The organism is Streptomyces sp. NPDC003379, from assembly GCF_053589195.1.
This window is the reverse complement of the sequence record NZ_JBSFRK010000040.1, coordinates 23,232-43,075: the sequence shown is the minus strand read 5'-3', so window position 1 is coordinate 43,075 and position 19,844 is coordinate 23,232. Positions and strand designations below refer to the sequence as shown.

The following is a 19,844-nucleotide window of genomic DNA, read 5'->3' as shown; positions in this document are numbered from 1 at the left end:
GCACTCTCGACTGGAAGGATCCCCCGCATGTCCGAGGGAGACTGTACGCAACACCGCACTCCGCCCGACACGAAGGCACCGGACACGGTGACCGAGGCGGAAGTGGAGGCCCTGGTCCGCGGCATCTGCTTCAAGACAGGACCGCCCCGCATCACCGGTGTCGAACTGGAATGGCTCGTCCACGAGCCCGGACTGGCCCATCTGCCCGTCCCCGCCGCCCGCCTCGAAGCGGCCTACGCCGCACTGCGGGCCCTGCCCCTGAACGCGTCGCTCACCGTCGAACCCGGCGGCCAGCTGGAGCTCAGCTCGCTGCCCGCCGCTTCCCTGACGGAGTGCGTGTCGGCCATGCGAGCCGACCTCGACCTCGTCCGTGACGTGTTGGGCTCCCACCGCCTCACCCTCAGCGGGGTCGGCGCCGACCCGTGGCGCCCGCCGTCGCGGATCCTGCGCGAGCCGCGCTATGACGCGCTGGAGGCCTCCCTCGACCGCGGCGGCCCCGCCGGGCGCCGCATGATGTGCTCGACGGCGTCCGTGCAGGTCTGTCTGGACGCCGGGTACGAGGAGCCGGGCCCGCTCGGCTACGCGCGCCGCTGGCGCCTCGCCCATCTGCTGGGGCCGGTCCTGGTCGCCGCGTTCGCCAACTCCCCGCTCCAGGACGGCCGTCCCACCGGCTGGCGGTCCACCCGGCAGGCCGTGTGGGCGGGCATCGAGCCCGGCAGATCCGGCGCCCCGCCGCTCGACGGGGAAGCGCGCGAGACCTGGACACGGCACGCCCTGGACGCGCCGGTGATGTGTGTCAAGGGCGCGCCGGGCGAGGGCCCTTGGACCGTCCCGGAAGGGCTCACCTTCCGCGCCTGGACCCGTTCGCGCCTGCCCCGGCCGCCGACCCGCGACGATCTCGACTACCACCTCACCACGCTGTTCCCGCCGGTACGCCCGCGCGGCCACCTGGAGCTGCGCATGGTCGACGCCCAGCCGGGCGAGGACGGCTGGATCGTGCCGCTCGCCGTGACGAGCGCGCTGTTCGACGACCCGCAGGCGTCCGAGACCGCCTACCGGGCCGTCAAGCCGCTCGCCGAGCGGGACGGGCAGGACGGGCGGCAGGGTTCCGCCACAGCGCCGCACAGCACGCTCTGGCTGGACGCGGCGCGCCACGGCCCGGCCGACGCCGAGCTGCGCGAGGCCGCCGTCACCTGCTTCGCCGCCGCCGTCGACGCGCTGCCCCGGATGGGCGCGGACGCATCGATGAGGGACGCCGTCGCGACGTACGCCGAGCAGTATGTCGCGCGGGGCCGCTGCCCGGCGGACGACCTGCTGGACGGCCTGGGCGACGCACTTCGACACCAGGACACCACGGGGAAGGACGCCCGCCGATGAACGGCTCCACCACCGACCCGGAAGCCCTGCGCGAGCGCGCGCTCGCCGCGCTCCTCGCCGCCCGGGACCGCACCACCCTGCTCACCACATGTGTCGAGGACGCCGAACTGACGGCGCAGCACTCGCCGTTGATGTCGCCGCTGGTCTGGGACCTCGCGCACATAGGCAACCAGGAGGAGCAGTGGCTGCTGCGCGCGGTCGCGGGCCGCGACGCCATGCGGCCCGAGATCGACTCGCTCTACGACGCCTTCGAGCATCCCCGCGCCGAGCGGCCGAGCCTCCCGCTGCTCGCGCCCGCCGAGGCCCGCGGCTACGCGGCCGAGGTGCGGGGCCGCGCGCTCGACGTGCTGGAGAGGACGCCGCTGCGCGGCAGCGCGCTCACCGACGCCGGTTTCGCGTTCGGGATGATCGCGCAGCACGAGCAGCAGCACGACGAGACCATGCTCATCACGCACCAGCTGCGCTCGGGCCCCGCCGCGCTCACCGCGCCGGACCCGGAGCCCGGCCCGCCCTTCACCGGGCCGGACGAGGTCCTCGTACCGGGCGGCCCGTTCACGATGGGCACCTCCACCGAGCCGTGGGCCCTGGACAACGAACGCCCCGCGCACCGCCGCACGGTCCCACCGTTCCTCATCGACACCACGCCGGTGACGAACGCCGCGTACCAGCGTTTCATCGACGACGGCGGCTATGAGGAGATGCGCTGGTGGGCTCCGGCGGGCTGGGCGACGGTCCGCCAGAACGGGCTCCGCGCCCCGCTGTTCTGGCGTCGCGAGGGCGGGCAGTGGCTGCGGCGTCACTTCGGGACGGTCGAGCCGGTGCCCGCCGACGAGCCGGTGCTGCATGTCAGCTGGTACGAGGCCGACGCGTACGCGCGCTGGGCGGGCCGGCGCCTGCCCAGCGAGGTGGAGTGGGAGAAGGCCGCCCGGCACGATCCGGTGGCCGACCGCTCCACGCGCTACCCGTGGGGCGACGCGGATCCCACGCCCGAGCGGGCGAACCTGGGGCAGCGGCATCTGCGTCCGGCCCCCGCGGGCAGCTATCCGGCGGGCGAGTCACCGTTCGGTGTGCGGCAGTTGATCGGTGACGTGTGGGAGTGGACGTCCAGCGACTTCCTGCCCTACCCCGGCTTCGCCGCCTTCCCCTACCGCGAGTACTCGGACGTCTTCTTCGGCGGCGACTACAAGGTGCTGCGCGGCGGGGCGTTCTCCGTGGACGCGGTGGCCTGCCGGGGCACGTTCCGCAACTGGGACCACCCGGTGCGGCGGCAGATCTTCTCCGGGTTCCGCACGGCGCGGGACGCGGGACCGTCCGAGGCGGTTCCGGCCCCGGAGGCTTCCTGATGTGCCGCCACTTCGCCTATCTCGGCCCGCCGGTGGCGCTGGGAAGCCTTCTCGTGGAGCCCGCGCACGGCCTGTACCGCCAGTCGTGGGCGCCGCGCCGCCAGCGTTACGGCACGGTCAACGCCGACGGCTTCGGAGTGGGCTGGTACGCGGACGGGGACCCCGCTCCCGCCCGCTACCGCCGCACCGGGCCGATCTGGGGCGACCAGTCCTTCGCCGACCTCGCCCGGGTCGTGCGCTCCGGGGCGCTGCTCGCGGCGGTGCGCGACGCCACGCTGGCGGGCGCGGACGGGGAGGCCGCGGCCGCGCCGTTCTCCGCCGGGCCCTGGCTGTTCAGCCACAACGGCGCGGTGACGGGCTGGCCCCGCTCGCTCGCCGCGCTCGCCGAGGGCCTGCCGCCCGCCGAGCTGCTCTCGATGGAGGCGCGCTGCGACTCCGCGCTGGTGTGGGCGCTCGTCCTGCACCGGCTGCGGCGCGGCGACGAGGCCGGGCAGGCCCTGGCCGACACCGTCCTTGAGGTCGCCGAGGCGGCCCCCGCATCGCGCCTGAACCTTCTCCTGACCGACGGCGACACGATCACCGCGACCACCTGGGGCGACACGCTCTGGTATCTCGCGGAGCCCGGCCGCCGCACCGTGGTCGCCTCCGAGCCCTACGACGACGACCCGCACTGGTGCGAGGTGCCCGACCGCACCCTGCTCGCCGCAAGCCACACCGACGTACTGCTGACACCGCTCAAGGAGCCACCCGCGTGAGCCCGTTCCTGCTGACCCGTACCCTGCCCGAGGACGCCACCGGCGCCGCACTGCGCGCCGACGTACTGCACGGCCTGACCCGCACCCCGAAGTCGCTGCCGCCCAAGTGGTTCTACGACGCGCGCGGCAGCGCCCTCTTCGAGGAGATCACCACCCTTCCCGAGTACTACCCGACCCGCGCCGAGCGCGAGATCCTGGTCTCCCGTGCCGCCGAGATCGCCGGGATCACCGGTGCGCGCACCCTGATCGAGCTGGGCTCGGGTTCCTCGGAGAAGACCCGCCACCTGATCGACGCCATGACCACCCTGCACACCTACGTCCCCGTGGACGTCAGCGAGAGCGCGCTGACCGGCGCGGCCAACACCCTGCTCGCTCAGCGGCCCTCGCTCGACGTGCACGCCCTGATCGCCGACTTCACGCGGGGTCTGGCGCTGCCGGGCACGCCGGGGCCGCGCCTGGTCGCGTTCCTCGGCGGCACGATCGGCAATCTGCTGCCCACCGAACGCGCGGCGTTCCTCTCCTCGGTGCGCGACCTCCTCTCCCCCGGTGACGCGCTGCTCCTCGGCACGGACCTGGTGAAGGACGAGTCGGTGCTCGTCTCGGCGTACGACGACGCGTCGGGTGTGACGGCCTCGTTCAACAAGAACGTCCTGTCGGTGATCAACCGCGAGCTGGGCGCGGACTTCGACCCGGCGGCCTTCGAGCATGTCGCTGTCTGGGACCGCGGACGGGAGTGGATCGAGATGCGGCTGCGTTCCACGGCCGACCAGACGGTGAAGGTTCCCGCACTCGATCTGGCCGTCGACTTCGCCGCCGGTGAGGAGACGCGCACGGAGATCTCGGCGAAGTTCAGGCAGGACGGCGTGCGGGCCGAACTGGCGGGCGCCGCTCTGGACCTGACGCACTGGTGGACGGACGAGCGGGGCCGCTTCGCGCTGTCGCTGAGCACGCCGGTGTGAGGCGGGCCCGGCGCCGTACGAACGTGTACGGCGCCGGGCCGTCCGTCACAGCCCGCCGATGCTCAGCGCCTTGGTGATCTCGCGGGAGGCCTTGCGGGCCTCGGTCTCCGGGTCGCCGCCCGTCAGGACCGCGGTCATATAGCCCTTGATGGGGTTGTCGGCCTCGACGGCCGCCCAGCGCGGGGAGTTCGGGGTCGCCCGGCCGTTGGCCGCGCCGACGGCCATCGCCGCGGCGCCCTCCTCGCCCGCGACGGCCGGGGCCAGCTTCGCCTTGTTGGGTACGTAGTTCATGGTCCTGGCCAGATCGGTCTGCCACTTCTCGCCCGCCAGGGCCTCGATCACCTCGACGGCGCCCTCGTGGTCGTCACTGTGCTCGGGCACGACGAGGTCGGAGCCCCCGGTGAAGACGGCGCCGGGCTTGCCCGCCGTTTTGCCGGGGATCGGGAAGTAGCCGAGCTTGCCCTTCAGGTCGGGGTTCTTCTCCTCGATGGCCCGCGCCGCGCCGGGCACCGCGACGATCTGGGCGACGTCACCGCCCGCGAACACGCCGGCCTGCGCCGGATGCTCCTCGTCGGCGTCGCGCGGGCCCTGGCCGAGTGCCTGGAGGCGCTGGTAGAACGCCATGCCGCGCAGCGCCGCCGCCGAATGGAGGCTGCCGCGCCAGTCGCCGGAGGACTCCTTGGTCTCCTTGGCGAGGTCGCCGCCCTCGTCCCAGATGAACCCGGCGAGCGTGTACCAGTCCTGGCCCGCGAGGTAGATGCCCTGGTTCCCGCCGGTGTTGAGCTTCTCGGTGTCCGCCGTCCACTCCTCGCGGGTGCGGGGCGGCCGCTTGATGCCCGCCTTCGCGAAGAGGTCCTTGTTGTAGATGACGACGCGGTTGGCGGCGTACCAGGGGATGCCGTACTGGGCGCCGTTGTAGCGGCCCGGCTCGGCGAGGCCCGGCAGCCAGTCGTCCATGCCGAGGTCGCGCGCGGACTCCAGGGTGAGGTCGTACAGGCCGCCCTCGTCGACGTACTGGGCGACCTGGGTGTTGCCGACCTCGATGACGTCGGGTCCCTCGCCGTCCTTCTCCTTGAGCACCTTCTTGACCTTGGCGCCGATGCCCGTCCACTCCTGGACCCGGATGTCCAGGTCGATGGCGTCGTGCTCCTTCTCGAACTCCTCGGTGAAGCGCTCGACGAACTCCGGTGAGGCGCTGCCCCGCATCAGCCAGACGGTGACGGTCCTGCGCTCGTCTCCCCCGGGCAGCAGGCCGCACCCGGCGAGCAGGACGGCGGAGGAGAGGGCGAGCGCCATGGGTATGACGGCGCGGCGGTGCGGCTTCACGTGGGTCACTTTCTGCCTGCGGACAGGGGAAGGTCAGCCCGACGCGGGGGGTGAGCAGGTGGCTCGAACGGGTACTGGCTGGATTTTGGTCCGTACCAATGGACTGGTCAAGGGGGTGAGCCCACAGACACGCCGACGGACACGCCGACGGTCATCCGTTGGATACGCCATCTCGCGCGCGGGCGCGCGCTGGTGCACCGTGGAGTGACGCACTCCACGATGTCACCCACGGCCGGGAGGAACCCCCTCATGTCGGACCACACGTACCGCGTCACCGAGATCGTCGGCACCTCGCACGAGGGCGTCGACCAGGCGATCCGCAACGGCATCGCGCGGGCCTCGCAGACGCTTCGCTCCCTGGACTGGTTCGAGGTCACGCAGGTGCGGGGGCACATCGAGGACGGACAGATCCAGCATTACCAGGTGGGGCTGAAGGTCGGGTTCCGCCTGGAGGACGGCGACGAGGCGTAGGCGCTGCGCGGAACCGGGCCCCCGCTCACCCCTCCTGCGGACCGAGGTCGAGGTCCGTGAACGCGGCTCCCAGCCGACGTGCGCCCTCCTTCAGTTCGGCGTGGTCGGCGGCCGCGGCGAACCCGATCCGCAGGTGAGCCGCCGGCGGCTCGGCGGCGAAGTAGTGGCCGCCGGCGCTGACGGTGACGCCGCGCTGCCGGGCGGCGCCGGTGAGGACGGTGTCGTCCACGCCCGACGGCAGGCGAACCCACAGGTGCAACCCGCCCGCCGGCAGCCCGGTCAGGGTCGCGCCGGGCATCTCCTGGGTGAGCGCGGCGGCCAGCACCGCGCACCGCTCCCGCAGTGCCGTACCGAGAGAGCGGACGTGCCGGTCCCAGGACGGGGAGCTGAGCACCTCAAGCGCGGCTTCCTGGAGCGGGCGGGTGACGAAGAAGTCGTCGACCAGGCGCACCGCCCGCATGCGCTCCATGACCGGCCCGCGGGCCACCAGCGCCCCGATCCGCAGGCTCGGCGCGGCGGGCTTGGTGAGTGAGGTGACGTGGACGACCGTGCCGTCGCGGTCGTCGGCGACCAGCGGGCGCGGCACGGCGCGGCCGTGTCCCAGGTGCCGCGCGAAGTCGTCCTCCAGCACGAACGCGCCCGAGGCGCGCGCCACATCGAGGATCTGGCGGCGCCGGTCGGGCGCCAGCACGGTACCGGTCGGGTTCTGGAACGTCGGCTGGCAGTACAGCAGCCGCGCGCCGGTCATCGCGAACGCGTCGGCCAGCATGTCCGGCCGCAGGCCGTCGGCGTCGAGCGGCACCGGAACAGGCCGCAGCCCCGCGGCGCGGGCGGCGGCCAGGGCCCGGGGATAGGTGGGGGACTCCACCAGGACCGGGCTGCCGGGCCCGGCGATACCCCGGAACGCGATCGACAGGGCGCTCTGCCCGCCGGCGGTGACCAGCACGTCCCCGGGTGCCACGCTGCCGCCGACGATCCGGGCGAGCACGGTGCGCAGCGCCATCAGACCGCCGGAGGGGGCCCTGTCCCAGGCGTCCGGACGGCGTGCCGCGCGCGCCAGCGCCGCGCCCAGGACCCGGGTGGGCTGGAGCGAGCGGTGCACATAGCCGCCGTCCATGGTGATCGTCCCGGCCGGTGGCGGGCCGAGCGGGTCGGCGATCAGGTGGGTGTCGACGGTGCGGTCGGTGAGGGCGACCGTCTGCCAGCCGGTATCCGTGCCGCCGCTGGCGGCTTCGCCCCCGAGCCGGTTGCGCGGCGCCGCGAACGTCCCGCTGCCCGGGCGGGTCACCACCGCGCCCTCGGCGGCCAGTGCGGCGATGGCCCGCGCCACCGTCGCGGGGCCGACCCGGTACTCCTTGATCAGCTCCCGGCTGCTCGGCAGCCGGTCGCCCGGCGACAGCCGGGAGAGCAGCAGACGGAGACTGTCGGCCAACTCATCAGAAGTGCTACTGTCATTCATGAGAGATCACAATAGCGCTACTGAGTCGGGTCGGGAAGCACTTCAGCTGGACGTCGCCGCACTGCGGTCCGACACTCCGGGGTGCCGCCAGGTCATCCACTTCAACAACGCGGGCTGCGGACTGCCGCCCACGCCCGTGACCGACGCGATGGTCGGCCATCTGAACCTCGAGGCGCGGATCGGTGGTTACGAGGCGTCGGCCGCCCGAGCCGCCGAAGTCCGCGAGTTCTACACGGAGATCGCCGCCCTCATCAACACCACGCCCGACAACATCGCCTTCGCGGGCAGCGCCACCCACGCCTACGCCAACGCCCTGTCCTCGATCCCGTTCGAGCCCGACGACACCATCCTCACCACCCGCGACGACTTCGTCTCCAACCAGATCGCCTTCCTCTCCCTGCGCAAGCGGTTCGGCGTACGTGTCATCCACGCGCCCAACACCCCGGAGGGCGGGGTCGACGTGGAGGCGATGGCCGCGCTGATGCGGACCCACCGCCCCCGCCTGGTGTCCGCCACCCATGTCCCCACCAACTCGGGCCTCGTCTCGCCCGTCGCCGAAATCGGCCGCCACTGCCGCGAGTCGGAGCTGCTCTACCTGGTCGACGCCTGCCAGTCGGTGGGCCAGTTCGTCATCGACGTGGAGGAGATCGGCTGCGACCTCCTCACCGCCACCTGCCGCAAATTCCTGCGTGGTCCGCGCGGTTCCGGATTCCTGTACGTGTCCGACCGCGTCCTGCGCGCGGGGTACGAACCGCTGTTCATCGACATGCACGGCGCCCGCTGGACCGAGCCGGGCCGCTACGAACCCGTGCGGACGGCGGCCCGGTTCGAGGAGTGGGAGGTCCCCTATGCCACGGTCCTCGGCAGCGCCGCCGCCACGCGCTATGCCCGCGAGGTCGGTATCGAGGCCATAGAGCGGCGCACCCCGGCGCTCGCGGCCCGGCTGCGCGAGCGGCTCGCACCGATCCCCGGGGTGCGGGTGCTGGACCGCGGCCCGCTCCTCGCCGCGCTCGTCACCTTCGCCGTGGCGGACCGGCAGCCGCGGCCGTTCAAGGCGGCCATGGACGCCCGCGGCATCAACTCGGCGCTCAGCTTCCGTGAGTTCGCCCAGTTCGACTTCGGGGACAAGAACGTCGACTGGTGCCTGCGCCTGTCGCCGCACTACTACAACACCGAGGAAGAGGTGGACCACGTCGCCGACGCGGTCGCGGAGCTCGTCGGCCGGGGACGGCGATGACGGCCACCACGACGCACACCCCGGAGGCACACCCGGAAAGCCTCTGGCGCAACGGCGACTTCCTCAAGTTCTGGCTCGGCGAGACTCTCTCGCTCCTCGGCACCCAGGTCACGAACCTCGCCCTGCCGCTGACCGCGATCATCGCCTTCGACGCCACCGACGAGCAGGTCGGTGTCCTGCGGTTCCTGCAACTCGTCCCGTATCTCGGTCTCGCCCTGGTCTTCGGGGTGTGGGTGGACCGGGCCCGGCGGCGGCGCATCATGCTCGGCGCCAACCTCGTCCGGATGCTCCTGCTGGCGCTCGTGCCCGTCCTGTACTGGACGGACGCGCTCAGCATGGTCTCGCTGCTGGCGATCGCCTGCGCGGTCGGCGTCGCCTCGGTGCTGTTCGACGTGAGCTGGATGTCGTACGTACCCACGCTCGTACGCGACCCGAAGCACTATGTCGAAGCCGGCGCCAAGATGGGGGTCAGCTCATCGGCGGCCGATGTGGCGGGGCCCGGACTCGCCGGTGTCCTGGTCGGCGCCCTGACCGCGCCCGTGGCACTGATCCTCGACGCCTTCTCCTATCTGGTGTCCCTGATCTCGCTGCTGCTCATCCGCACGGCCGAGCCCCGTCCCGAGGCGCCGCCCGTACGACGGCACTGGCCGACCGAGCTGCGGGACGGCCTGCGCTGGGTGCTGAAGAACCCGGTCCTGCGGTCGCTGGCCCTGATCGGCTTCTGCTGCAACTTCTCCATGGTGACCGTGTGGACCATGTTCCTGCTGTACGGGACGCATGACCTGCATCTGGACTCGACAGCCCTCGGCGGCATCTTCGCCACCGCCTCCGTGGGCGGCCTCATCGGCGCGGCGATCTCCCGCAGGGTCATCCGGCGCTTCCGGCTCGGTCTTGTCTACCTCGTCGCCCAGTCGGCCCTTCTCATCGGCCCGACGCTGATCGTCCTGGCCGCCGGCCCACGTCCGGTGATGGTGGGGATGTTCGTCCTGTCCTTCTTCACCACCTACCTCGGACTCGGCGTCGCCGGCGTCATCATCGTCAGCCTGCGCCAGTCCAGTACCCCGCAGTCGATGATGGGCCGGATGACGGCGGTCTTCCGCACCCTGCTGTTCGGCGGCGGCGCACTCGGCGGCCTGTTCGCGGGCCTGCTGTCCGGCCGGATCGGCGCCCATGGCGCGCTGACCGTGGCGGCGACCGGTTCCGCCGCCGTGGTGATCGCGCTGTTCCTGTCCCCGGTGAGCCGACTCCGTGGCCTGCCGTCGGTACCGGACGGATGAAGTCGAGCTCTCAGGTGCGGCCCTCTCGTTCCTGGGCGTCCTTCAGGGCCTCGGACGTGTCCGCCCAGTCGGCCCGTACGACCCTGAAACCCGCGCGCCTCGCCTCGGCGCAGACCAGTTCGTCGTCGTCCACGAGCATGCGGACCTCGCGGTCGCGGGCCATGTTCCGCAGGATCTGCAGCTTTGTGTGGCGGGCGGGGCGCCGGTCGTTGTCACGGCGCATCCAGACGCGCCCGGCCGGCAGGCCGTGGCGCTCCAGCCAGGATTCAGTGTCCGCGCGGCAGCGCTCGGGGCGGCCGGTGAGGTAGACGACCTCGCACTCCTGCGCGCTCTCCAGGGCCAGCGTGACACCGCGCGCCAGCGGCGGGTCCTGGGGCGCCGCGGCGAAGAAGGCGTTCCAGTCGCGGGGCCCGCGCTCCAGGTAGCGCTGCCGGTGGGCGGTGTCCGCGAGGGTGTTGTCCAGGTCGAACACGGCCAGAGGTCTGCTGTCGTCGCTCACGTCATCAGCGTAATCAGGGCAACAGGAATCGAGGGGGTCGACGGGAATCATGGCGGCCGGCGGACGTTGAAGCTGGTGTGAGCTCAGTGATCGCGGCAACCCGGTTCTCCGTCCTCGACCGTTCGCGCACCCGTGAGGGGCACGACGGTCCCGAGGCCCTGCGCGACACCGTGCGCCTGGCCCAGGAGCTGGAGGCGCTGGGCTACCACCGCTTCTGGGTCTCCGAGCACCACGGCGTGCCGGGCGTCGCGGGCTCGGCGCCCACGGTCCTCGCCTCGGCGGTCGCGGCGGCCACCCGCACCATCCGGGTCGGCACGGGCGGCGTGATGCTGCCGAACCACCGGTCGCTGGTCGTGGCGGAGCAGTTCGGGGTCCTGGAGTCGCTCTTCCCGGGGCGGATCGACATGGGGCTCGGCCGTTCCGTGGGGTTCACCGACGGCGTGCGCAAGGCGCTGGGGCGCGACAAGCACGACGCGGAGGACTTCGCCGCGCAACTGACCGAGCTGCTCGGCTGGTTCCGCGGCACGTCCGGGACCGGTGTGCGCGCCCGTCCGGCGGAGGGGCTCACCGTCCCGCCGTACGTCCTCGCCGTCGGCGAAGGCGCCGCGATCGCCGCCGACGCGGGTCTCCCGCTGGTCATCGGGGACATCAGGGGCCGCGAGAAGATGCTGCGCGGCATCGACGCGTACCGCGCCTCGTTCCGTCCCTCGCCGTGGCTGGCGCAGCCGTATGTCGTGATCGCGGGCACGGTCGCCGTCGCCGGGAGCGAGGAGGCGGCGCGCCGGCTGCTGATACCGGAGGCCTGGTCGATGGCGTACTCCCGTACGCACGGGACGTTCCCGCCGCTTCCGCCGGCCGAGCGCGTGGAGTCGCTGACGATGACGGAGAAGGAGCGCGGTTTCTACGAGTCGGGGCTGCGCGGCCATGTGTACGGCACGCGCGAGCAGGTCGCCGACGAGCTGGAGCGCGTGATCGAGGAGAGCGGCGCGCAGGAGGTGCTGGTGACGACCAGTGCGTACGACCGTGAGGGCCTCCTGGACTCCTTCCGGGGCCTGGCCGAGGTCGCCGGGCTGACGTCGGCCTGAGGTCCCGTCCGCGCCGCCGGCCGGGATCGGCCCGGGGTGACACGGACGGGCGCGGTGCCCCCCTGGCACGGGGGACGGTTCCAGCGGAAGCACCGCGGTCTCAGGTGGTGGCCAGCGCCTCGGTCGGGGGGAGCCGGGCGGCTCGTACGGCCGGGTAGAACCCGGCGAGGCCGCCGATGACCAGCGTGGCGCCCACGCCGCCCGCCATCGCCCAGAGCGGGACGACCGACGGCCAGCCCTGGTAGGAGGCGTATCCGCCGGTGACGGCTATGCCGAGGAGGACGCCGCCGAGGCCGCCGAGGGCGGACAGCAGCAGGGCCTCGGCCAGGAACTGGGTGCGGATCTGGCCACGGGTCGCGCCCTGCGAGCGGCGCAGGCCGATCTCGGAGCGGCGTTCGAGCACGGAGATGACCATGGTGTTGGCCACCCCGACACCGCCCACGAGGAGGGCCACACCGCCGAGGCCGAGCAGGAGTCCGCTCAGGGCGTCGTCGGTGGCTTCCTTGGCGGCCAGCGCGTCGGAGGGCCGGGAGACGGTGGTCTCGCTGGGGGTCTCCGGGTTGGCGGTGGCGCCCAGGACGCTCTGGACGTCGCCCACGGCGGATTCCTCGGCGCGGGTGTAGATGCTGGTCGGGTAACCGTCGAAGTCCAGTTGCTCCTCCGCGGTCTCCCAGCCGACCAGGACCGAGGAGTCCAGCGAGGGCACCAGTTCGTTGGCGGCGAGCAGGCCGACGACGGTGTACCAGCGACCGTCGAGCCATACCTTCACGTCCGGCCCGGCCCGGTGCACACCGAGCTGCTCGGCGGCCTTCGGGCCGAGGACGGCGGCGGGGTAGCGGCTGTTGGCGGCGTTCAGCCAGCGGCCGTCGACGATCTCCGCGCCGACGGACTTCGGCAGGTCGGTGCGGGCGGCGGCGACGGAGAGGCCGCCGGTCTCCTGCTTGGGAGTGTGGTCGTTGCGGTAGACCTTCGCACTGGTCTTGCCGATGGCGGAGACCGACTCCACGTCCTTCATGTTGCCGATCATCTCGACCGACTCGGCGGGCAGATGCGCCGCGTCGCCCGCGAAGGACTGACCGGGCGTAACGGTCAGGAGGTTGGTTCCGAGCGCCTGGAGGCGACGGTCGAGGTCCTCGGTGGAGGAGGTGGAAATGCCGACCACGCCGACCATGGCGGCGATGCCGATGGCGATGCCGAGCGCCGAGAGGAAGACCCGCATCGGGCGCGAGCGCAGTCCGGAGCCGCCGACCCGCAGCACGTCCGCCGGGCTCATCCGGGCCGGCCTGGGCCGCCGTGGCGGCTCGGGGCTGACCGGCCGCTCCAGCTCCCCGATCGTGTTCGTCGCGCTCATCGCACGGCCTCCTGGGGCACGAGGGAAGTGGAGGATCCGCCACCGGTGCCGCCCGAGTCGTGCTCGATGCGGCCGTCCTTGACCCGCACCTCGCGGGGCAGGGTCGAGGCGATGTCCCGGTCGTGCGTGATGACGACCACCGTCGTCCCCGCCTCGTGCAGTTCGTGCAGCAGTTCGATGACGACCGCGCCGGAGCGCGAGTCGAGCGCCCCGGTGGGCTCGTCGGCAAGGAGCAGCGGTGGGTCGCCGAGCACGGCCCGCGCGATCGCCACGCGCTGCTTCTCGCCGCCGGAGAGCTGGTGCGGCTGGTGGTAGAGGCGGTGGCCGAGGCCGACCCGGCGCAGCGCCCGCTCGGCGAGGCGACGCCGTACGCCGCGCGGCCTGCCGCTGTACAGCAGCCCGTCCGCCACGCTGTCCAGCGCCGGTACGCCGGAGGAGAGATGGAACTGCTGGAAGACGAAGCCGATGGTGCCGGCCCGCAGCGCGGACAGCTCCCGGTCGCTCAGCTCGGCCACGTCGTGCCCGTCGATGTGCACCATGCCCGCCGAGGGGCGGTCCAGGGTGCCCATGATGTTGAGCATGGTGGACTTGCCCGACCCCGAGGGGCCGACGATGGCGAGGAGTTCACCGCGCCCGATGACCAGGTCGGCGCCGCGCAGCGCGGCGACGTCCCCGTACGTCTTGGAGACCCCGGCCAGTTCGACCACGGGGCGGGTGGCCATGGGCGACTCCGGTTGCGGTGCGGTCACTTGGGGACCCCCACGACGGTGCCTTCCTTGATGCCGGGCCCGGACACCTCGACCTTGCTGTCGGCGAACATGCCGAGCTCGACCGGGCGGTACTCGGTGCCGTCCGCCGTGACGACCTCCAGGGCGTAGCCGCCTCCCTGCCGCGCCACCAGGGCGTTGACGGGCACCACGAGTACGTCCTTGCGGGTCTCGTCCTTCAGGGTGACCTCGACGGCGGCGGCCTGGTACCGGCCGAGCCCCTTCTGGTCCTTCACCGTCAGCTCGACGGGCAGGGTGGGGTCTTCGTTGCCGCCCGACCCGCCGGAGTCGGACTCGCCCGATCCGCTCTCGGAGTCCTCGCCGGTGGAGGTCGAGGGTGTGCCGACGTCCGTCACCTCGGCCTGGACCGTGCTGTCGTCCGGGAGCCTGACCGTGGCCTTGGTGCCGTTGTCGACCAGGTCCTCGAACTGCACGTCGAGGTCGACGCTGACGGTGCGTTCGGTGCCGGTCCAGGAGAGCAGGTTCCCGCTCAGCGCGGCGCCGGGGGTGGCGTTGGTCTTCGCGACGCGCCGGGCGTCCGGGGCCACGAGGGCGTCGCCGGTTCGGACCGTGCCGGTCTCCTCGCGATTGAGGTCGTCCTGCCACCTCCGCACGGCCTCCGCCGTGGCGGAGTCGTACGTGTCGTCGACGGTGAAGCCGGTGTAGTCGAGGGCGCGGAGGTTCTTCTCCAGCATCTCGACGTCGGCGCCCTCGGTGCCCGGCTCCAGGGTCCGGTAGAGCGGGAAGGAGCCGTACAGGAGCGGGACCTTCTGCTGGTCGACGCGGTAGACGGTGTCGCCGCGTTTGATGACCTTGCCCTCTTCGGGGAGCCAGGTGAGGATGCCGTCGCCCCCGTCCCCGCCCGAGGTGCCGTCCTGTCCGGAGCGGTCGGTTCCGGTGTCGGTGTCGGCCGAGGTGGCCGGGGCCTGCACGGTCTGCGCGTCGCCGTAGCCGAGGTTGCCGTCCACGGTCTCGGAGTCGGTCAGCGTGGTCCGCTCCACCTTCGTGGTGGCGGGCGGCCCGGCGGGGGCGGCGCTCGCGGAGCCCTCGCCGTCGCCGCCGAGGGTCCCGGTGGCGGCGATGCCCGCGGCTGCGGCGACGGCTGTCGCCGCGAGCACGATCAGTGAGGTGCGCAGCGGGCGGCGCCTGCGGGTGCCGCCCCGCGCCTCCGCGTCCTTGGCCGGGTCCTCCTGGACGGCCGGGTCGAGCTCCTTGGCGGGCTCTTCCTCGACGGCCGTGTCGAGGTCCTTGGCCGTCTTGGTCGACACCTGGCCGGAGGTGTGGCGCTCCAACGCCCCGGGGGACCGGCCCGGCGCGGCCAGCTCGTCGGTCTCGTCCGGAGTCACTGGCCACCCCCGGCGGGCCCGAACATGACGCCCCCGCCCGGGTACTTGCTCTGGCAGGTCTGCATGGCTTCGGTGAACTCGGAGCTCTGCGGGTCGACGCCGGCGGCGACGAGGTCGATGTTCATGCTGGAACCGTTGATCTCGGGGTCGGGGAACTTCGGTACGCCGTTCTTGCGCAGGCACTTCGCCCAGGCCGCGACCTTGGCGGAGTCGATGGTGTCCCCGCCGCCTCCGCCACCCCCGCCGACGCCCTGCGGCGCCTTGTCCTTGCATGCCTCCTGCGCCTTCTTGAACGCGTCGGAGTTCGGGTCGGCACCGCCGTCCGGTGTGAGCTTGACGCCGCCGCTGTCCTGCTGCGGGTCCGGGAAGTCGGGGACTCCGTTGCCCCGCATGCACTCCGAGTAGGCGAGTGCCCGGTCGAAGGCGCTCGTAGGTGACGGCTCCTTCTCCGACGACGCGGCGGAGGAGTCTCCGGAGCAGCCTGTCAGGGCGGCGCCGGTGACGAGGACGGAGGCGGCCAGGAGGGCGGGGGCGATGATTCGCTTGGATGCGACTCGGCTGTGCGCGGTCGCTCGCTTGTGTGTGAGGAACATGGACCAAACTTCTACGCGGCGGGCGGTCACACGGCGGGCACAGAGACGGGCGTACGCACAGTGCGCTCACCACCGGCGGTTTCGCGGGCGGGCATGCCGGACGGCCACGTGCCGATGGCGCGTGGCCGTCACTGCTCCGGGGTGTGGTCCCCGGTGTCCTACGCGTCCTGCGCGTCCCGCGCGTGCAGGGTGATCGCGCCGGTCGGGCACCTCGCGACCACGCCGCGCACCGCCCCCGCCGCGTCGGCGCCGGGCAGCGGTGTCCTGAGCAGCACCTTGCCGTCGTCGTCCGACTGGTCGAAGACATCGGGCAGGTAGCTCATGCACAGACCGGAACCGGCACAGCGGTCTCGGTCCACCCGTATTTCCCTCTCCATCCCGTCTCTCCCTCCTCTTACCGGTTCACCAGGTGACCGGCAGCCGCTCCACCCCGTAGGCGGTCGACCGGATCCTGAACGCCACGTCCTCGGCAGGTGTCGCGAGGCGCAGACCGGGGAAGCGGCGCAGCAGCTCCCCGTAGCCGATGCGCAGTTCCATGCGGGCCAGCGCCGCGCCGAGGCAGTGGTGAATGCCGTGTCCGAACGCGACGTGCGGCACGGGATCGCGGGTGACGTCGAGCCGGTCGGGCCCGTCGATGAGCGCCGGGTCGCGGTTGGCCAGCGGGATCGAGCAGACGAGGGTGTCACCGGCTCTGATCCGCTTGCCGCCGAGCTCCATGTCCTCCAGCGCGGTGCGGGGCGTGGGGGCGTGCGGCACGGACAGATAGCGCAGCAGCTCCTCGATGCCCCGGTCGAGGGCCGCGGGGTCGTCGCGGACCAGGGCGAGCTGGCCGGGGTTCTCCAGGAGCGCCAGCGCGCCCAGACCCAGCATGCCGGAGATGTTGTCGAGGCCCGCGAGCATCAACAGCACGCAGATTCCCCGGAGTTCCTTGTCGGTGAACTCGTCGCCGTGGTCGCGCACCAGCATGCCGAGGAAACCCTCGTCGGGGTCCTTGCGCTGGCGGGCCACGAGCGCGGCAAGGTAGCGGGTGAACGCCGTCCCGGCGGCCGCCCGCTCCCCGCGTGCCTTTCCGGTCTCCAGGTGGGCGTGGCAGCGGCGCAGGAAGTCGTCGCGGTCGTCGCGCGGTACTCCGATCAGCTCGCACAGCACGGGGCCCGGGACGGCGGACGCGAACAGCTCGACGAGGTCGGCGGGTTGCCCGGCACGTTCCACGGCGTCGAGGCATTCCGTGACGATGGCCTCGATCCGGGGCTGGAGTCTGCGCATCCGCCGGACGGTGAACTCGGGCGTCAGCATCTTCCGCAGCCGGGTGTGCTCGGGCGGGTCGTAGTCCATGAGCAGCCCGATGCCGTCGTCGGGCCGCCGGGCCGCGGCCCGTCCCGGTGTCCGGGCGCCGAAGCGGCTGGTCGAGAACCGGACCTGGTCACCGAGGACCTGGCGCACCTCGTCGTAGCCGGTGACCAGCCACAGGGGGCGGTCCCCGGTGCCGGGTGCCAGGCTGACCCTGGTGACGGGGCCATCGGCCGACAGCCGGCGCAGTTCGTCGGCCGGATCGAAACGGGTGCGGCGGGTGTGCAGAGGGACGGGCGCTGGCTCGTGCGGCATGTGACTCCTCCCCTACCAGGCCACCGGGAGCGTCTCCACGGTCCTGGCCGTGAAGCGGAGCTCGTCGCGCTCCACCGCGAGCCGCACCTTGGGGAAGCGGCGCAGCAGCTCCGAGATGGCTATCCGCAGCTCCATGCGGGCCAGTGACGCGCCCATGCAGTAGTGGAGGCCGTGGCCGAAGGCCATGTGGTGGCTGTTGTCGCGGGTGATGTCGAGGGTGTCCTGCGGCTCTCCGGGCAGCCGGGTTCCGTTGGCCTCCAGCAGGGAACACGCCACGAACTCACCGGACCTGATCACATGGTCCCCGACGGTCACGTCCTGCGTGGCGGTGCGGGGCGAGGCGTGCGGGATGATCGACACGCTGCGGATCACTTCCTCCACCGCGTGGTCGATCAGTTCGGGGCGTTCGATGAGCAGGGCGAGCTGGTCCGGGTTCTCCAGGAGCCCTACGAGGCCCAGGCCCAGGGTGCCGCCGGTGATCGGGACGAGGGAGGCCAGGAGGGTCGCGGCGGTGCCGGTCAGCTCCGCGTCGGTGAGGCTCGCCCCGTGGTCGCGGATCAGCCTGCCGAGCAGGTCGTCGCCGGGGTTGCGGCGCCTCTGCCGCATGAGCTTGTCCAGGTAGGCCAGGTAGGCGGTCCCCGCCATGTCCCGCTGTTCCCGGTCGGGGTTGTCGAGGCGGTTGGTGTCGAGGTGGCGGACCAGCTCCGCCTGGTCGTCGCGCGGGATGCCGAGCAGGCCGCAGCCGATCAGGCTGGTGGTCGGCCAGACGAAGTGGGCCACGAGGTCGACCGGCTGCCCGGCGCCTTCCATGGCGTCCAGGCGGTCCTTCACGACGCCCTCGACGAGGGGTTCGAGAGCGCGGACCCGCCGGAGTGTGAACTCCCCGGTCAGCATCCTGCGCAGCCGGGTGTGCTCGGGCGGGTCGTACTGGAGGAGATTGCCGGGCTGGATCAGCCGCCGGGAGGCCTCGGGGGTCTTCGCGGGCGGCATGGTGCTGAACCTGTCGTCACTGAGGATCGCCCGCACCTCGTCGTAGCCGTTGGCGATCCAGGCACGGTCCGAGGTCCCCGGCACGACGGTCCTGACGAGCGGCGCTTGATCGGGGCCCTTCAACGGCTTGGGCATGGACGGCTTTCCCTTCTTGCACGAGTCCTGCTTGCACGAGTCCTGTAGGGGCCTGTGTTCACCAGGCCACCGGCAGCTCTTCCACTCCGTAGTTGGGCGTCCAGGTCCGGTAGCGGACCTCCTCGGGCGGCACGGCGAGCCGGAGTTTGGGGAACCTGCGCAGCAGGGCCGGAAGCCCGATCCGCAGCTCCATCCTGGCCAGCGACGCGCCCAGGCAGTGGTGGATGCCGTGCCCGAAGGCCATGTGGCCGCTGTTCTCGCGGGTGATGTCGAGGGTGTCCCTCGGCACCCCGGGCAGCTGGGAGCGGTTGACCGCGAGCAGGGAGCACATCACGAGTTCGCCCGTCCTGATCAGCTGCCCGCCGACGCGGAGGTTCTCGCTGGCATAGCGGGGGATGGAGTTCGGTACGGACGAGAGGTAGCGGATCAGTTCGTCGACCGCCCTGTCGATCAGTTCCGGCCGGTCCAGGAGGAGGGCGAGCTGGTCGGGGTACTGGAACAGGGCGAGAGGGGCCAGCCCCAGCATGCCGCCGACGTTCTCGATGCCGGACCCCATGAGGGTCGCGGCGGTGCCCGTCAGTTCCTCGTCGGTGATGTCCGCGCCGTGGTCACGGATCAGCATGCTGAGCAGGTCGTCACCGGGAGCGCGGCGCTTCTGCCGGACGAGCCTCCTCATGTACGTCACGAACGCGTTGCCCGCCGACCGCTGCCGCTCCCGTTCGCGGTCGTCGATGCGGTTGCCGAAGTTGGCGACGGCGCGGCTGGAGTTGAAGTTGCGCGCCAGGTCGGCCGCGTCGTCGCGGGGCACGCCGAGCAGGGCGCAGCCGACCAGGCCGGGGATGGGCACCGCGAAGGTGCGCATCAGGTCGCCGGGTTGCCCGGCGCTCTCCAGGGCGTCCAGGCAGTCCGACGCGATCTCCGCCACGAAGGGTTCGAGGCGGCGTATCCGCCGGAGCGTGAACTCGGGCGTCAGCATCTTCCGCAGCCGGGTGTGGTCGGGCGGGTCGTACTGGAGGAGATTGCCGACCTCGACCTGTCCTCCGCCGCCGAGCTTTGCCTGCGCGGGCGGCAGCATCTTGAACCTGTTGTCGCCGAGGATCGCCCGCACCTCGTCGTAGCCGGTGGCGAGCCAGTGCCGGCCCGAGAACAGCAGTCCTTCGGCCTCCACCTGCACGATCGGCGTCCGCTCGCTGATGTCCGCCAGTTCGGGCGGGGGTTCGATGCCGTTCCGGCGTATGTGCGCGGCGGTGTTCAGTGGCTTGGACATTC

General features: G+C 72.2%; 19 protein-coding genes. 8 read left to right on the top strand and 11 right to left on the bottom strand.

Annotated elements, in window-relative coordinates; genetic code table 11:
- Window positions 1–27: 27 nt before the first annotated feature.
- The 4 genes from egtA to egtD are packed head-to-tail and all read left to right on the top strand — an operon-like array spanning window position 28 to window position 4,434.
- Window positions 28–1,377, top strand: a complete 1,350-nt coding sequence (gene egtA, locus ACWDVB_RS30945; protein WP_451517731.1) for an ergothioneine biosynthesis glutamate--cysteine ligase EgtA — start codon at window positions 28–30, stop codon at window positions 1,375–1,377.
- Window positions 1,374–2,720 carry an ergothioneine biosynthesis protein EgtB gene (egtB, locus tag ACWDVB_RS30940; RefSeq protein WP_451517732.1) on the top strand — a complete coding sequence of 449 codons (1,347 nt, stop codon included), beginning with the start codon at window positions 1,374–1,376 and terminating at the stop codon, window positions 2,718–2,720. The genes egtA and egtB overlap by 4 nt, the downstream gene beginning before the upstream one ends.
- Window positions 2,720–3,475 carry an ergothioneine biosynthesis protein EgtC gene (egtC, locus tag ACWDVB_RS30935; RefSeq protein ID WP_451517733.1) on the top strand — a complete coding sequence of 252 codons (756 nt, stop codon included), beginning with the start codon at window positions 2,720–2,722 and terminating at the stop codon, window positions 3,473–3,475. Before egtB ends, egtC begins: the two co-directional genes overlap by 1 nt.
- On the top strand, window positions 3,472–4,434 hold the full coding sequence (gene egtD, locus ACWDVB_RS30930) for an L-histidine N(alpha)-methyltransferase (RefSeq protein ID WP_451517734.1): 963 nt from the start codon (window positions 3,472–3,474) through the stop codon (window positions 4,432–4,434). The genes egtC and egtD overlap by 4 nt, the downstream gene beginning before the upstream one ends.
- A gap of 45 nt (window positions 4,435–4,479) precedes the next feature.
- Here the strand turns inward: egtD and ACWDVB_RS30925 are convergent, their stop codons facing one another.
- Window positions 4,480–5,730 carry an extracellular solute-binding protein gene (locus ACWDVB_RS30925; protein WP_451517753.1) on the bottom strand — a complete coding sequence of 417 codons (1,251 nt, stop codon included), beginning with the start codon at window positions 5,728–5,730 and terminating at the stop codon, window positions 4,480–4,482.
- Window positions 5,731–6,009: 279 nt separating this feature from the next.
- On the opposite strand from ACWDVB_RS30925, the gene ACWDVB_RS30920 reads away from it, so the two are divergent.
- Entirely contained in the window at window positions 6,010–6,231 is a 222-nt protein-coding gene (locus ACWDVB_RS30920; protein ID WP_451517735.1) for a dodecin, read from the top strand.
- A gap of 25 nt (window positions 6,232–6,256) precedes the next feature.
- Here the strand turns inward: ACWDVB_RS30920 and ACWDVB_RS30915 are convergent, their stop codons facing one another.
- On the bottom strand, window positions 6,257–7,690 hold the full coding sequence (locus ACWDVB_RS30915; protein ID WP_451517736.1) for an aminotransferase-like domain-containing protein: 1,434 nt from the start codon (window positions 7,688–7,690) through the stop codon (window positions 6,257–6,259).
- On the opposite strand from ACWDVB_RS30915, the gene ACWDVB_RS30910 reads away from it, so the two are divergent.
- Both ACWDVB_RS30910 and ACWDVB_RS30905 read left to right on the top strand, forming a co-directional pair.
- Window positions 7,689–8,927 (top strand): aminotransferase class V-fold PLP-dependent enzyme, encoded by a 1,239-nt coding sequence (locus ACWDVB_RS30910; RefSeq protein WP_451517737.1) that lies wholly within the window; start codon window positions 7,689–7,691, stop codon window positions 8,925–8,927. The two genes, ACWDVB_RS30915 and ACWDVB_RS30910, sit on opposite strands and share 2 nt — an antisense overlap.
- The gene (locus tag ACWDVB_RS30905) at window positions 8,924–10,204 is read left to right on the top strand and encodes an MFS transporter (RefSeq protein WP_451517738.1); all 1,281 of its coding nucleotides are present in this window, start codon (window positions 8,924–8,926) and stop codon (window positions 10,202–10,204) included. Before ACWDVB_RS30910 ends, ACWDVB_RS30905 begins: the two co-directional genes overlap by 4 nt.
- Before the next feature lie 10 nt (window positions 10,205–10,214).
- Here the strand turns inward: ACWDVB_RS30905 and ACWDVB_RS30900 are convergent, their stop codons facing one another.
- Window positions 10,215–10,703: a phosphatase domain-containing protein gene (locus tag ACWDVB_RS30900; protein WP_451517739.1), complete on the bottom strand. Its 489-nt coding sequence runs from the start codon at window positions 10,701–10,703 to the stop codon at window positions 10,215–10,217.
- Window positions 10,704–10,780: 77 nt separating this feature from the next.
- Here ACWDVB_RS30900 and ACWDVB_RS30895 point away from each other — a divergent pair, with 77 nt between their 5' ends.
- Window positions 10,781–11,788 carry an LLM class flavin-dependent oxidoreductase gene (locus ACWDVB_RS30895; protein ID WP_451517740.1) on the top strand — a complete coding sequence of 336 codons (1,008 nt, stop codon included), beginning with the start codon at window positions 10,781–10,783 and terminating at the stop codon, window positions 11,786–11,788.
- A gap of 100 nt (window positions 11,789–11,888) precedes the next feature.
- Here ACWDVB_RS30895 and ACWDVB_RS30890 read toward each other — a convergent pair whose 3' ends face one another.
- From ACWDVB_RS30890 to ACWDVB_RS30855, 8 genes are all read right to left on the bottom strand, one after another.
- On the bottom strand, window positions 11,889–13,139 hold the full coding sequence (locus ACWDVB_RS30890) for an ABC transporter permease (RefSeq protein ID WP_451517741.1): 1,251 nt from the start codon (window positions 13,137–13,139) through the stop codon (window positions 11,889–11,891).
- Window positions 13,136–13,861 (bottom strand): ABC transporter ATP-binding protein, encoded by a 726-nt coding sequence (locus tag ACWDVB_RS30885; protein ID WP_451517742.1) that lies wholly within the window; start codon window positions 13,859–13,861, stop codon window positions 13,136–13,138. The genes ACWDVB_RS30890 and ACWDVB_RS30885 overlap by 4 nt, the downstream gene beginning before the upstream one ends.
- Before the next feature lie 23 nt (window positions 13,862–13,884).
- Window positions 13,885–15,252, bottom strand: a complete 1,368-nt coding sequence (locus tag ACWDVB_RS30880) for a peptidoglycan-binding protein (RefSeq protein ID WP_451517743.1) — start codon at window positions 15,250–15,252, stop codon at window positions 13,885–13,887.
- On the bottom strand, window positions 15,249–15,845 hold the full coding sequence (locus ACWDVB_RS30875; protein WP_451517744.1) for a hypothetical protein: 597 nt from the start codon (window positions 15,843–15,845) through the stop codon (window positions 15,249–15,251). Before ACWDVB_RS30875 ends, ACWDVB_RS30880 begins: the two co-directional genes overlap by 4 nt.
- A 158-nt stretch (window positions 15,846–16,003) precedes the next feature.
- Window positions 16,004–16,222, bottom strand: a complete 219-nt coding sequence (locus ACWDVB_RS30870; RefSeq protein WP_451517745.1) for a ferredoxin — start codon at window positions 16,220–16,222, stop codon at window positions 16,004–16,006.
- Between the two features lie 25 nt (window positions 16,223–16,247).
- A complete protein-coding gene (locus ACWDVB_RS30865) occupies window positions 16,248–17,450 on the bottom strand; it encodes a cytochrome P450 (protein WP_451517746.1) in 1,203 nt (400 codons plus the stop codon).
- Between the two features lie 12 nt (window positions 17,451–17,462).
- Complete coding sequence (locus ACWDVB_RS30860; RefSeq protein WP_451517747.1) at window positions 17,463–18,575, bottom strand: cytochrome P450; 1,113 nt, start codon at window positions 18,573–18,575, stop codon at window positions 17,463–17,465.
- Between the two features lie 58 nt (window positions 18,576–18,633).
- Entirely contained in the window at window positions 18,634–19,842 is a 1,209-nt protein-coding gene (locus ACWDVB_RS30855) for a cytochrome P450 (RefSeq protein ID WP_451517748.1), read from the bottom strand.
- Between the last annotated feature and the right edge of the window lie 2 nt (window positions 19,843–19,844).